Source organism: Streptomyces sp. NRRL S-350 (genome assembly GCF_000719705.1).
GTDB lineage: Bacteria > Actinomycetota > Actinomycetes > Streptomycetales > Streptomycetaceae > Kitasatospora.
Genome location: NZ_JOHO01000022.1, coordinates 62,307 through 75,371, shown reverse-complemented (window position 1 = coordinate 75,371; position 13,065 = coordinate 62,307). Strand labels below are relative to the sequence as shown.

The 13,065-nt window shown below is 71.5% G+C and carries 11 protein-coding genes; 9 read left to right on the top strand and 2 right to left on the bottom strand.

All coding sequences use genetic code 11. The features are described from left to right. The first annotated feature begins 3 nt into the window (after positions 1-3). The 3 genes from secF (at position 4) to IF30_RS0121125 (ending at position 4,292) form a co-directional block, all read left to right on the top strand. The gene (gene secF, locus IF30_RS0121135; RefSeq protein WP_030240736.1) at positions 4-1,107 is read left to right on the top strand and encodes a protein translocase subunit SecF; all 1,104 of its coding nucleotides are present in this window, start codon (positions 4-6) and stop codon (positions 1,105-1,107) included. Positions 1,108-1,133: 26 nt separating this feature from the next. Beyond that, on the top strand, positions 1,134-1,685 hold the full coding sequence (locus IF30_RS0121130; protein ID WP_030240735.1) for an adenine phosphoribosyltransferase: 552 nt from the start codon (positions 1,134-1,136) through the stop codon (positions 1,683-1,685). A gap of 180 nt (positions 1,686-1,865) precedes the next feature. Next, entirely contained in the window at positions 1,866-4,292 is a 2,427-nt protein-coding gene (locus IF30_RS0121125) for a RelA/SpoT family protein (protein WP_037900699.1), read from the top strand. Between the two features lie 99 nt (positions 4,293-4,391). Here the strand turns inward: IF30_RS0121125 and IF30_RS0121120 are convergent, their stop codons facing one another. Both IF30_RS0121120 and IF30_RS0121115 read right to left on the bottom strand, forming a co-directional pair. Continuing rightward, on the bottom strand, positions 4,392-5,621 hold the full coding sequence (locus IF30_RS0121120; RefSeq protein ID WP_030240731.1) for a DUF349 domain-containing protein: 1,230 nt from the start codon (positions 5,619-5,621) through the stop codon (positions 4,392-4,394). A gap of 263 nt (positions 5,622-5,884) precedes the next feature. Then, positions 5,885-6,733, bottom strand: coding sequence for a peptidylprolyl isomerase (locus IF30_RS0121115; RefSeq protein ID WP_030240729.1), 849 nt, complete (start codon positions 6,731-6,733; stop codon positions 5,885-5,887). Positions 6,734-6,987: 254 nt separating this feature from the next. On the opposite strand from IF30_RS0121115, the gene IF30_RS0121110 reads away from it, so the two are divergent. The 6 genes from IF30_RS0121110 (at position 6,988) to IF30_RS0121085 (ending at position 13,020) form a co-directional block, all read left to right on the top strand. Continuing rightward, positions 6,988-7,695, top strand: a complete 708-nt coding sequence (locus IF30_RS0121110) for an MBL fold metallo-hydrolase (protein ID WP_030240726.1) — start codon at positions 6,988-6,990, stop codon at positions 7,693-7,695. A 12-nt stretch (positions 7,696-7,707) separates the two neighbouring features. Continuing rightward, complete coding sequence (gene hisS, locus IF30_RS0121105; protein ID WP_030240724.1) at positions 7,708-8,970, top strand: histidine--tRNA ligase; 1,263 nt, start codon at positions 7,708-7,710, stop codon at positions 8,968-8,970. Then, entirely contained in the window at positions 8,967-10,757 is a 1,791-nt protein-coding gene (gene aspS, locus IF30_RS0121100; protein ID WP_030240721.1) for an aspartate--tRNA ligase, read from the top strand. The genes hisS and aspS overlap by 4 nt, the downstream gene beginning before the upstream one ends. 95 nt (positions 10,758-10,852) lie before the next feature. After that, positions 10,853-11,359, top strand: coding sequence for a GNAT family N-acetyltransferase (locus IF30_RS0121095; protein ID WP_030240718.1), 507 nt, complete (start codon positions 10,853-10,855; stop codon positions 11,357-11,359). Between the two features lie 136 nt (positions 11,360-11,495). Then, positions 11,496-12,314 (top strand): polyphosphate kinase 2, encoded by an 819-nt coding sequence (ppk2, locus tag IF30_RS0121090; protein WP_030240716.1) that lies wholly within the window; start codon positions 11,496-11,498, stop codon positions 12,312-12,314. A 76-nt stretch (positions 12,315-12,390) separates the two neighbouring features. Continuing rightward, complete coding sequence (locus tag IF30_RS0121085) at positions 12,391-13,020, top strand: hypothetical protein (RefSeq protein WP_030240713.1); 630 nt, start codon at positions 12,391-12,393, stop codon at positions 13,018-13,020. The last annotated feature ends 45 nt before the right edge of the window (positions 13,021-13,065 follow it).

The following is a 13,065-nucleotide window of genomic DNA, read 5'->3' as shown; positions in this document are numbered from 1 at the left end:
ACCGTGTCGCGCTTCTCCAATCTGGGCCACCGGCTCTACCAGGGCGAAATCAGCTTCGACTTCGTCGGCCGTCGCAAGATCTGGTACTCCATCTCCGGCGTGATCGTGCTGGTCGCCGCGATCGGTCTGGCCATGGGCCTGCACCTGGGCATCGAGTTCAAGGGCGGCTCGGTCTACACCGTGGCCAAGCCCGGCCTGACCGTCTCGCAGGCGCAGGAGAAGGCCGACCAGGTCGTCTCCTCGCACCCGTTGGTCCAGTCGACCGACAACGGCAAGATCCGGATCCAGGTCAGCACCGAGGAGCCGAAGAGCTCGGACGAGGTGCGCTCGCAGCTCGCCGAGAAGATCGGCGTTCCGCTGGACACCGTCGAGGCCCAGGTGATCGGCCCCAGCTGGGGCAAGCAGATCTCCAACAAGGCGCTCACCGGTCTGGTCATCTTCATGATCCTGGTGACGATCTACCTGGCGATCGCCTTCGAGTGGCGGATGGCGGTGGCCGCCCTGGTCGCCCTCATCCACGACCTCCTGATCACCATCGGTGTGTACGCCCTGGTGGGCTTCGAGGTCACCCCCGGCACGGTGATCGGCTTCCTGACGATCCTCGGTTACTCCCTCTACGACACGGTCGTCGTCTTCGACACCGTGAAGGAGAACACCAAGGGGCTCACCAAGCAGAACAAGCTCACCTACAGCGAGGCGGCCAACGCGGGCCTCAACCAGACCCTGGTGCGCTCGCTCAACACCACCGTGGTCGCGCTGCTCCCGGTCGCCGCGCTGCTGTTCATCGGCGGCGGCTTCCTGGGCGCCGGCACGCTGAACGACATCTCCCTCGCGCTGTTCATCGGCCTCGCGGCCGGCGCCTACTCCTCGATCTGCGTCGCCACCCCGCTGCTGGCGCAGCTCAAGGAGGAGCAGCCGGACATGAAGGCGCTGCGCAAGCGCGTCCTGCAGCACCGTGCCGCGGCCGCCAAGGCCGAGGCCGAGGCCGCGGACGCGTCCGCCGGGGACGAGCCGGCGGAGGGCGACCAGCCTGCGGGTATGGTCGGTCAGCGCGGCCGGGCGGCCGGCACCACCCGTGCCAAGAACCGCCCGTCCACCAAGCGCTGACCGCACCACGACCCCGAGGACACATAGTGACCACCGCCGACATCGCACTGGCCGAGCTGCTGAACAGCCGGATCCGGGACGTCCCGGACTACCCGAAGCCGGGTGTGCTGTTCAAGGACATCGCGCCGCTGCTCGCCGACGCCGAGGCCTTCGGCGCCCTCACCCGGGCGCTGGCGGACCGGGCGGCGGCACTGGGGGCGACCAAGGTGGTGGGCCTGGAGGCGCGCGGCTTCGTGCTGGCGGCCCCGGCGGCCTTCGCGGCCGGGCTCGGGTTCGTGCCGATCCGCAAGCAGGGCAAGCTGCCCGGCGAGGTGTTCCGGCGCTCGTACGAGCTGGAGTACGGCTCGGCGACGCTGGAGGTGCAGTGCGACGCCTTCACGCCCGGTGAGCGGGTGCTCGTGGTGGACGACGTGCTGGCCACCGGCGGGACCATCGGCGCCTCGCTGGACCTGGTGAAGGAGGCCGGGGCCGAGCTGGCGGGCGTCGTGGTCCTGATGGAGCTGGGTTTCCTGGACGGCCGTGAGCGGCTGGCCGGGCACCTCGGCGACGCCCCGCTGGAGACGCTGGTCACGGTCTGAGGGACATCCGCGAAGGACGGCGGTCGGAACATCCGACCGCCGTCCTTCCGTTTCCAGGCCCGGCCGGATGAACACCGGGCCGCCCGGCTCGGTACCATGAAGATTCATCCCCTCCCGGTTGTCCCCGCCCGTTCGGGCCCGGCCCGGCAGGGGTCGGCCCGGTGCCCCGAGGAGTAGTCCTTGCCCGACGAGGTTGTGCCCACGGCCGCAGCGGCCGCCCCCGAAGACCCCACGCCCTCGGGGGCCACCCCGGCACGCCCGGCTCCGACCTCCTCGCGTCCGCCCGCGCCCTCCGGTCGGGGCTCCACCGGCGGCATGCGGGCGCGCCTGGCCCGCCTCGGCGGTCAGCGCTCCAGCGTGCTCAATCCCGTCCTGGAGCCGCTGTTCCGCTCGATCCGGGCCAACGACCCGAAGGCCGACCCGGCGCTGCTGCGGGACATCGAGCGGGCGTACGCGGTCGCCGAGAAGTGGCACCGGGGCCAGAAGCGCAAGAGCGGCGACCCGTACATCACCCACCCGCTGGCCGTCGCGACGATCCTCGCCGAACTCGGCATGGACGCCCCGACCCTGATGGCCGGGCTGCTGCACGACACGGTCGAGGACACCGACTACGGCCTGGAGACCCTGCGCAAGGACTTCGGCGACTCGGTGGCCCTGCTGGTGGACGGCGTCACCAAGCTGGACCGGGTCAAGTTCGGCGAGGCCGCGCAGGCCGAGACCGTCCGCAAGATGGTCGTGGCGATGGCCAAGGACCCGCGCGTCCTGGTGATCAAGCTGGCCGACCGCCTGCACAACATGCGCACGATGCGCTACCTCAAGCGGGAGAAGCAGGAGAAGAAGGCCCGCGAGACGCTGGAGATCTACGCCCCGCTGGCGCACCGGCTGGGCATGAACACCATCAAGTGGGAACTGGAGGACCTCGCCTTCGCGATCCTCTACCCGAAGATGTACGACGAGATCGTCCGGCTGGTCGCCGAGCGCGCCCCCAAGCGGGACGAGTACCTGGCGACCGTCATCGACCAGGTCCAGGCGGACCTGCGCGGCGCCCGGATCACCGCCTCCGTCACCGGCCGACCGAAGCACTACTACTCGGTCTACCAGAAGATGATCGTCCGGGGCCGGGACTTCGCCGAGATCTACGACCTGGTGGGCATCCGGGTCCTGGTCGACACCGTCCGCGACTGCTACGCGGCGCTGGGCACCATCCACGCGCGGTGGAACCCGGTGCCGGGGCGGTTCAAGGACTACATCGCGATGCCCAAGTTCAACATGTACCAGTCGCTGCACACGACGGTGATCGGCCCCGGCGGCAAGCCCGTCGAACTCCAGATCCGCACCTTCGACATGCACCGCCGGGCCGAGTACGGCATCGCCGCGCACTGGAAGTACAAGCAGCGCGCCGTCGCCGGGGCCTCCAAGGTCCGCACCGACACCCCGACCCAGGCCCGCAAGGACGACAAGGCCGGCGCCGTCAACGAGATGGCCTGGCTGCGGCAGCTCCTGGACTGGCAGAAGGAGACCGCCGATCCGGGCGAGTTCCTGGAGTCGCTCCGCTTCGACCTGGCCAGCAACGAGGTCTTCGTCTTCACGCCCAAGGGCGACGTGATAGCCCTCCCGGCCGGCGCCACCCCGGTCGACTTCGCCTTCGCGGTGCACACCGAGGTCGGCTACCGGACGATAGGCGCCCGGGTGAACGGACGCCTGGTGCCGCTGGAGTCGACCCTGGAGAACGGCGACACCGTCGAGGTGTTCACCTCCAAGGCGGAGAACGCCGGCCCGTCCCGGGACTGGCTGGGCTTCGTCAAGTCCCCGCGCGCCCGCAACAAGATCCGCGCCTGGTTCTCCAAGGAGCGCCGCGAGGAGGCGATCGAGCACGGCAAGGAGGCGATCGTCCGGGCGATGCGCAAGCAGGGCCTGCCGATCCAGCGGATCCTCACCGGCGACTCGCTGGTCACCCTGGCCCACGAGATGCGCTACCCCGACATCTCCTCGCTCTACGCCGCGATCGGCGAGGGCCACGTCGCGGCGCAGAACATCGTGCAGAAGCTGGTCCAGGCGCTCGGCGGCGAGGAGGGCGCCACCGAGGACCTGGCGGAGACCGCCACCCCGACGCACGACAACCGCCGCGCGGTGCGCCGCCGGGCCAAGGGCGACCCGGGCGTGATCGTCAAGGGCGTCGAGGACGTCTGGGTCAAGCTGTCCCGCTGCTGCACCCCGGTGCCGGGCGACCCGATCGTCGGCTTCGTCACCCGGGGCAACGGCGTCTCGGTGCACCGCGCCGACTGCGTCAACGTGGAGTCGCTGAGCCAGCAGCCGGAACGCATGATCGACGTCGAGTGGGCGGCCACCCAGTCGTCGGTCTTCCTGGTGGCCATCCAGGTCGAGGCGCTGGACCGCTCCCGACTGCTCTCGGACGTCACCCGCGTGCTGTCCGACCAGCACGTCAACATCCTGTCGGCGGCGGTGCAGACCTCGCGGGACCGGGTGGCGATGAGCCGCTTCACCTTCGAGATGGGCGACCCGAAGCACCTCGGCCACGTGCTCAAGGCGGTGCGCGGCGTCGAGGGCGTGTACGACGTCTACCGCGTCACCTCCGCCCGCAAGTGACGGCGGGCGCCACGGCGGCCACGGCCTGACGGCTGACGGCATGAGGAAGGCCCCGGGGAGTTCCCCGGGGCCTTCCTCATGGAGACGGGTCCGGCGGGATCAGCCGCTGAACTCCTCCTGGCTCTTGTGCGCCTGCTCCAGCAGGGTCTGCACGCCGGCCAGCTCGGACTCCAGCTTGGCGACCTTGGAGGCGTTGCCGGCCGTACGGGCCTTGTCCAGGTCCGACTGGATCTTCTCGGCCTTGGCCTGGAAGAGGCCGACCATGCCGGCCGCGCGGGCCTTGGCCTCCGGGTTGGAGCGCTTCCACTCGCTGTCCTCGGCCTCGCGGATGGCCCGCTCGACCGCGTTCAGCCGACCGTCCAGCTTCGGACGGACGTCGCGCGGCACGTGCCCGATCGCCTCCCAGCGCTCGTTGATCTCGCGCAGCGCGGCCTTGGCGGCCTTCAGGTCGGTGATCGGCAGGATCGCCTCGGCCTCGGCGGCCAGCGCCTCCTTGAGCTTCTGGTTCTCCACCTGCTCGGCGTCGCGCTCGCTGAACACCGAGGAACGGGCCTGGAAGAAGACGTCCTGCGCGCCGCGGAACCGCGCCCACAGCTCGTCCTCGATGTCCCGCTGGGCCCGGCCGGCGGCCTTCCAGCGCGCCATCAGGTCGCGGTAGGCGGCCGCGGTGCTGCCCCACTCGGTGGACGAGGACAGCGCCTCGGCCTCGGCGACCAGCGCCTCCTTGGTCTGCCGGGCCTGCTCGCGCTCGGCGTCCAGGGTGGCGAAGTGCGCCTTGCGGTGCTTGGAGAAGACCGAGCGGGCGTGCGAGAAGCGGTGCCACAGCTCGTCGTCGCTCTTGCGGTCCAGGCGGGGCAGGCCCTTCCAGGTGTCCACCAGGGCGCGCAGCCGGTCCCCGGCCTCCCGCCACTGGGTGGACTCGGCGAGCTGCTCGGCCTCGGCGACCAGGGCGTCCTTGGCCGCACGGGCCTCGTCCTGCGCCTTGGCGCGGGCGGCCTTGCGCTGCTCCCGCCGGGCCTCGATCTCGCCGGCAAGCGTGTCCAGCCGCTTGGCCAGGGCCTCCAGGTCACCGACGGCGTGCCCCTCGACCACCTGCGCGCGCAGGTGCTCCAGCGCGGTCTGGGCGTCCTTGGCGGCCAGGTCGGTGGTGCGCACCCGCTTCTCCAGCAGGCCGATCTCCACCTCGATGCCCTGGTACTTGCGCTCGAAGTAGGCCAGAGCCTCCTCGGGCGAGCCGGCCTGCCAGGAACCCACGACGCGTTCGCCGTCGGCCGTCCTGACGTAGACCGTGCCCTGCTCGTCCACACGGCCCCACGGGTCGCTGCTCATAGCGCGTCCTCCACATGACGTCGCGCCCGCGCCGGGGCGGCGCGCGACCGTCGTCCACAGTTGATGTGCGGCGGACCGATGAGTCCGCCGTCCCCGTCCGCCGTGCCTTTCTGCCGAGGGTGACGGCTAGGCGGGTCCGGGCACCCTATACAACGCCAACATAGGCGACCAGGCCCGGTGCTGTCCGCATCCGGGCCGGGCGATTTCGGGCCGGGACCGGGCGAGGACGTCGTGGACGTCGCCCGCCGCGGCCCCGGGTCTGGTCAACCCTTCGACACGGTAGCCGAGTTGAAGGTGACGTCGGCCATCGGGTGGCCGTCCGGGGAACCCTCCAGGGTGCCCGCGGCGGCGATCTTCTGCACCACGTCCAGGCCGCCGGTGATCTTGCCGAAGGGGGTGTAACTCGGCGGCAGCTGGGTGTCCTTGTAGACCAGGAAGAACTGGCTGCCGTTGGTGCCGGGGCCCGAGTTGGCCATCGCCACGGTGCCCGCCGGGTAGGTCGCGCCGGTGAGGTTCTCGTCCGCGAACTTGTAGCCGGGACCACCGGTACCGCCGGGGACCGTCGCGCTGGCGGTCGGATCGCCGCACTGCAGCACGAAGATGCCGTCGGTGGTGAGGCGGTGGCACTTCGTGTGGTCGAAGTACTGCTGGCCGGCCAGGAAGGCGAAGGAGTTCACCGTGTGCGGTGCCTTGGCCGCGTCCAGCGCGATCGTCACCTTGCCGCAGTTGGTGTCCAGGGCCATCGTGTACGAGGCGCCCGGGTCGATCGACATGGCCGGCTCCGCCTGCCACTGCTTGCCGTTGGGCGCACCCGGTGCCGGGGCGGCGCAGCCCTCGACCGGCTTGCGGGTCGGCACCGGCGGCGTGCTCGCCGCCGTGGCCTGGGTCGGCGCGGCCTGCGCCGAGCTCGCGGTCGTCTTGTCCTTGTCGTCCGAGCCGAAGGCGCCGGTGGCGATGAGCGTTCCGCCGCCGGCCAGGACCACGACGGCGAGCGAGGCGCCCAGGATCGTGTTGCGGCGCCTGCGCGCGGCCGCCGCCTCGGCCCGCCGCTCCATCTGGCGCTCGTACTTCTCGCGGGCGAGCTGCCGCCGCCGCTGTTCGCTGCTGACCACCGGCCGTGTCTCCTACGGATCGTGCGGGGAAAAAGTGGATGGATTCCGGAGCGGATCATCGCATCCCTCGGCGGCCAAGTGTAGGGACCGGGCCCGTAAGAACGCGGTGAACCTGTCAGCCGGCCGCGCCCCGTCACCCCCATCTGGTTAGCAACCGGGCCCGCACCGCCGGTAGGCTGCCCCTGAATGACGGATTCGCAGCATCACTCCTGGTGGTCCTCGCAAACCGACCGCCGCACACCCGAAGGACGCGCGTGTTCATCGCCGGATTCCCCGCTGGAGCCTGGGGCACCAACTGCTACCTGGTCGCTCCGGCGGCGGGCGAGGAGTGCGTCATCGTCGACCCCGGCCACCAAGCCGCCCGCGGTGTCGAGGAAATGGTCCGCGAGCACCGGCTCAAGCCCGTCGCGGTGCTGCTCACGCACGGCCACATCGACCACGTCGCGTCGGTGGTCCCGGTCTGCGGCGCCCGCGGCGTCCCGGCCTGGATCCACCCCGAGGACCGGTACATGATGTCCGACCCGGAGAAGGCGCTCGGCCGCTCCCTGGGCACCCAGCTGATGGGCGAGCTCACCGTCGGCGAGCCCGACGACGTGCGCGAACTCACCGACGGCAGCGTGCTGGAGCTCGCCGGCCTGCGGCTCACCGTGGACCACGCCCCAGGCCATACCAAGGGGTCGGTGACCTTCCGGACGCCCGCTGCCGAGGACCTCCCCCCGGTGCTGTTCTCGGGCGACCTGCTGTTCGCCGGCTCCATCGGGCGCACCGACCTCCCGGGCGGGGACAGCGAGGCGATCATGGCGTCGCTGGCCCGGGTGTGCCTGCCCCTCGACGACTCCACCGTGGTCCTCTCCGGCCACGGCGGTCAGACCACCATCGGCCGCGAGCGCGACACCAACCCCTACCTCCGACAGGCAGCAGGGGCGACCGGCGCCCCGGCTTTCCCGCGACGAGGAATGTGACGGATAGAGAAGTTGAGCACCTTCACCGCCCCCAAGGGCACCTACGACCTGCTGCCCCCCAGCTCCGCGACCTTCCTGGCGATCCGCGAGCGCATCGCCGCGCCCGCCCGCCGGGCCGGCTACGGCTACGTCGAGACCCCGGTCTTCGAGGACGTGAAGCTGTTCTCCCGCGGCGTCGGCGAGTCCACCGACATCGTCACCAAGGAGATGTTCTCGCTCACCAAGCGCGGCAAGGAGGACCTCGCGCTGCGCCCCGAGGGCACCGCCTCGGTGCTGCGCGCCGCACTCCAGGCCAACCTGCACAAGCAGGGCAACCTGCCGGTGAAGCTCTGGTACTCCGGCTCCTACTACCGCTACGAGCGCCCGCAGGCCGGCCGCTACCGCCAGTTCTCCCAGGTCGGCGCCGAGGCGATCGGCGCCGAGGACCCGGCACTCGACGCCGAGCTGATCATCCTCGCCGACGACGCCTTCCGCTCGCTGGGCCTGAGCAACTACACCCTGCTGCTCAACAGCCTCGGCGACAAGCAGTGCCGCCCGGTCTACCGCACCGCGCTGATCGAGTTCCTCTCCGGGCTGGACCTGGACGAGGACACCCGCCGCCGCGCCGAGATCAACCCGCTGCGCGTCCTCGACGACAAGCGCGAGGCCGTCCAGGCCCAGCTGGTCGGCGCGCCGATGCTGCGCGACTTCCTGTGCGAGGACTGCAAGGCGTACGACGTGAAGGTCCGCGAGCTGCTCACCGCGGCCGGCGTGGCCTTCGTGGACGACCCGAAGCTGGTCCGCGGCCTGGACTACTACACCCGCACCACCTTCGAGTTCGTGCACGACGGCCTCGGCGCGCAGTCCGCGATCGGCGGCGGCGGCCGCTACGACGGCCTGTCCGAGATGATCGGCGGCCCGGCGCTGCCGTCCGTCGGCTGGGCCCTCGGCGTGGACCGCACCTTCCTCGCGCTGGAGGCCGAGGGCGTCACCCTCGACCTGCCGTCCGCCACCGCGGTGTACGCGGTCGCGCTCGGCGAGGAAGCCAAGAACGTCCTGTTTGCCAAGGTGGTCGAGCTGCGCCGGGCCGGCGTGGCCACCGACCTCGCCTTCGGCGTCAAGAGCATCAAGAACGCCATGAAGTCCGCCGACCGGTCCGGCGCCCGCTTCGCCCTGATCGCCGGGGACCGGGACCTCGCCGAGGGCGTCGTCCAGCTCAAGGACATGAGCACCGGCGAGCAGGCCCCCGTCGCCCTCGACGCACTCGTCCCCACCCTGAAGGAGAAGCAGCTGTGATCCGCACGCACGACGCGGGCACGCTCCGCCCGGAGCACGCAGGCACCACCGTCACCCTGGCCGGCTGGGTCGCCCGCCGCCGCGACCACGGCGGCGTCGCCTTCATCGACCTGCGCGACGCCTCCGGCACCGTGCAGATCGTGGTCCGCGACCTCGACTCGGTGCACGGTCTGCGCGCCGAGTACTGCGTCAAGGTCGTCGGTGACGTCCGGGTGCGCCCCGAGGGCAACGAGAACCCGGACATCCCGACCGGCGCCGTCGAGGTCGTCGTCAGCGGCATCGAGGTGCTCTCCGAGGCCGCGCCGCTGCCCTTCCCGGTCGCCGAGTACGAGCCGGGCACGGTCAACGAGGAGGTCCGGCTGCGCTACCGCTACCTGGACCTGCGCCGCGAGGGCCCGGCCAAGGGCCTGCGGCTGCGCTCCAAGGTCAACAACATCATCCGCCGGGTGATGGAGGAGAACGACTTCCTCGACATCGAGACCCCGTACCTCACCCGCTCCACCCCCGAGGGCGCCCGCGACTTCCTCGTCCCGGTCCGCCTGCAGCCCGGCCACTGGTACGCGCTGCCGCAGTCGCCCCAGCTGTTCAAGCAGCTGCTGATGGTGGCCGGCATGGAGCGCTACTACCAGATCGCCCGCTGCTTCCGCGACGAGGACTTCCGCGCCGACCGGCAGCCGGAGTTCACCCAGCTGGACATCGAGGCCTCCTTCGTCGACCAGGAGGACATCCTGGCCCTCGGCGAGAAGATCATCGGTGCCGTCTGGCGCGAGGTGCACGGGTACGAGATCCCGAACCCGCTGCCGCGGATGACCTACGCGGACGCCATGGGCCGCTACGGCTCCGACAAGCCGGACGTCCGCTTCGGCCAGGAACTCACCGACCTCACCGAGTACTTCAAGGGCACCGAGTTCCGCGTCTTCCAGGCCCCGTACGTCGGCGCCGTGGTCATGCCCGGCGGCGCCTCGCAGCCGCGCAAGCAGCTGGACGCCTGGCAGGACTGGGCCAAGGCGCGCGGCGCCAAGGGCCTGGCCTACGTGCTCATCGACGCCGAGACCGGCGAGCTGCGCGGCCCGGTCGCCAAGAACCTCTCCGAGGAGCACCTGGCCGGCCTGGCCGCCGCCGCCGGCGCCAAGAACGGTGACGCGGTGTTCTTCGCGGCCGGCAAGAAGCGCGCCTCGCAGGAGCTGCTCGGCGCCGCGCGGCTGGAGATCGGCCGCCGCTGCGGGCTGATCGACGAGTCGAAGTGGGCCTTCCTCTGGGTCGTCGACTTCCCGATGTTCGAGCCGATCGAGGACGACAAGGGCGCGTTCCAGGGCTGGCACGCGGTGCACCACCCGTTCACCGCCCCGACCGCGGAGTCGCTGGCCACCTTCGACACCGACCCGGGCGCGGCGCTGTCCAACGCCTACGACCTGGTCCTCAACGGCTCGGAGCTGGGCGGCGGTTCGATCCGTATCCACCAGCGCGACGTGCAGAAGCGGGCGTTCGACGCGATCGGCCTCTCCGAGGAGGAGGCCGCCTCGCAGTTCGGCTTCCTGCTGGACGCCTTCAACTACGGCCCGCCGCCGCACGGTGGGGTCGCCTTCGGCCTGGACCGGATCGTCACCCTGCTCGGCGGGTACGACACCATCCGCGACGTCATCGCCTTCCCGAAGACGTCCACCGGCGGCGACCCGCTGACCGGTGCTCCGACCCCGATCACCCCGGCGCAGCGCCGCGAGGCCGGCGTGGACGCCCAGCCCAAGGTCCGCGAGGACGCCAAGTCCGAGGCGCAGCCCAAGTCCTGACGCTGCGTCATCCGCTAACCTGCAGCGGCCCCGGACGGTCCACCCACCGTCCGGGGCCGGTCCACAACGGTGTGTGACACAGGGAGGGTTGACCCATGCAGGTCACCACGAGAGTCGAATGTCCGCAGGACGCCCCCGCGACCAGACGCGTCCACATGGCCGCGTTCCCCGGCCCGGACGAGGCGGACCTGGTGGACGCGCTGCGCCGCGATCCCGCCTGGCTGCCCGGCCTGTCACTGGTCGCGGTCGACGAGACCGGGCTGGTGATCGGGCACGCCCTGCTGACCCGGCTGCGGGTCGGGGAGGGCGACGCGGTGGCGCTGGCGCCGGTCGCCGTGGCGCCCGAGTGGCAGCGCAGGGGCGTCGGCGAACTCGTCGTCCGGGCCGCGCTGTCGGCGGCCGAGGAGGCGGGGGAGAAGCTCGTGGTCGTCCTCGGCGACCCGCAGTACTACGCGCGGTTCGGCTTCCGGCCGGCCGGGCGGCACGAGATCGTCGGCCCGTTCGAGGTGCCGGAGGCCTACTTCCAGGCGCTGCCCCTGGCGGGGTACGACGGCGATCCGCGCGGGCTCTGCCGCTACCCCGAGCCGTTCGTCGGGGTCTAAGGCCCCTCCGCCTCCCCGCCCCCTCCGCGTCCTGTGCTCCTCCGCGTCCTGCGACCGCTCCGGTCCGATCTGCGGACCCGCCGTGCTGCGCCTACGGTGAGTAGGCATCAGCGTCAGCCGGACGGAGGACCAGAGGGTGGCCGAGGAGCAGCGGACCGCGAAGCCGGGGCGACTGGCGAGGAAGCCGTACGAGCGGGAGCTGCTGCGGCTGCAGGAGGAGCTGGTGAAGCTCCAGGAGTGGGTGCGGGTCGAGGGCGCCCGACTCGTGGTGGTCTTCGAAGGGCGTGACGCCGCGGGCAAGGGCGGCGCGATCAAGCGGGTGACGGAGTACCTGAACCCCCGCATCGCCCGGGTCGCGGCGCTGCCCACGCCGACCGAGCGGCAGAGGACCCAGTGGTACTTCCAGCGGTACGTCGAGCACCTGCCGGCGGCCGGGGAGATCGTGCTGTTCGACCGCAGCTGGTACAACCGGGCCGGGGTCGAGCGGGTGATGGGCTTCTGCACCGACGAGGAGTACTGGCAGTTCCTGCACCAGTGCCCGACCTTCGAGCGAATGCTGATCGAGGCGGGCATCCTGCTGCGCAAGTACTGGTTCTCGGTGAGCGACACCGAACAGGAACGGCGCTTCCGTGAGCGGCTGAAGGACCCGATGAAGCGCTGGAAGCTCTCCCCGATGGACGTCGAGTCGATCACCCGCTGGGAGGACTACTCGCGGGCCAAGGACGAGATGTTCATCCACACCGACAGGCCGGACTCGCCCTGGTTCGTGGTGGAGAGCGACGACAAGCGCCGGGCCCGGATCGACATGATCGCCCACCTGCTCTCCACCGTGCCCTACCGGGAGATCGAGGCGCCGCAGGTCGTGCTGCCGCCCCGCCCGGACTCGCGCGGCTACCAGCGGCCCCCGCGGGACCTGCAGAAGTACGTTCCGCACCACGCTGCCACACTGGACTGAGGGGACGGGGTTTCTCCGGGCGCCGCATCCGACGACGGCCCCGCGTGGCGTCCGGGCGTCCTGAGGAGGCGCGCTCATGTTCGTTCGCACCGTCTACGCCACCGGTCACCCCGGCCGGGTCGAGCAGACCCTCGACGGGCTCCGCACCGAAGCCCTCGCACTGCTCACCGGGCGGCCCGGCTACCGCGGCTTCGGACTCTTCGCCGACCGGGAGCTCGGCAAGATCACGATGGGCTCGTGGTGGGAGTCCCGGCAGGCCGAGCAGGACAGCGACCAGTACCTGGGCGACCGGCGGGCCGGGCTGCTGGCACCGCTCGGGGGCACGGTGGCCACCGACGTCTGGGAGGCCGCGGTGGTGGCCCGGCCCGGTGGGCACCGGGCCCGTGCGGACCGGCCCGGCGCGGGGTTCCGGCTGGTCCGGGGCTGGATCGACCCGGCCGGACTGGACAAGCTGGTCGCGGCCTTCCGGGACGGCGCGCTGCCCACCCTGGAGAAGCTGGACGGCTTCGTCACCGGCGCGATGCTGGTCGACCCGGCGAGCGGGCGCCTCTCGGTGGGCGCGGTCTTCGCCGACCGGGCGAGCTTCGTGGACTCGCGAGGTCCGATGGCCGACGCCCGGGCCGAGGCGGTCGCCGCGGCCGGGTCGACCGTCTGGTCGGTCGAGGAGTTCGACGTCGTGCTGCTGGACCAGCCGCCGCAGGGCTGACACCTTCCGACCCGAGGGTGTCGGCGGCCTCGCATAGGCTTCCGG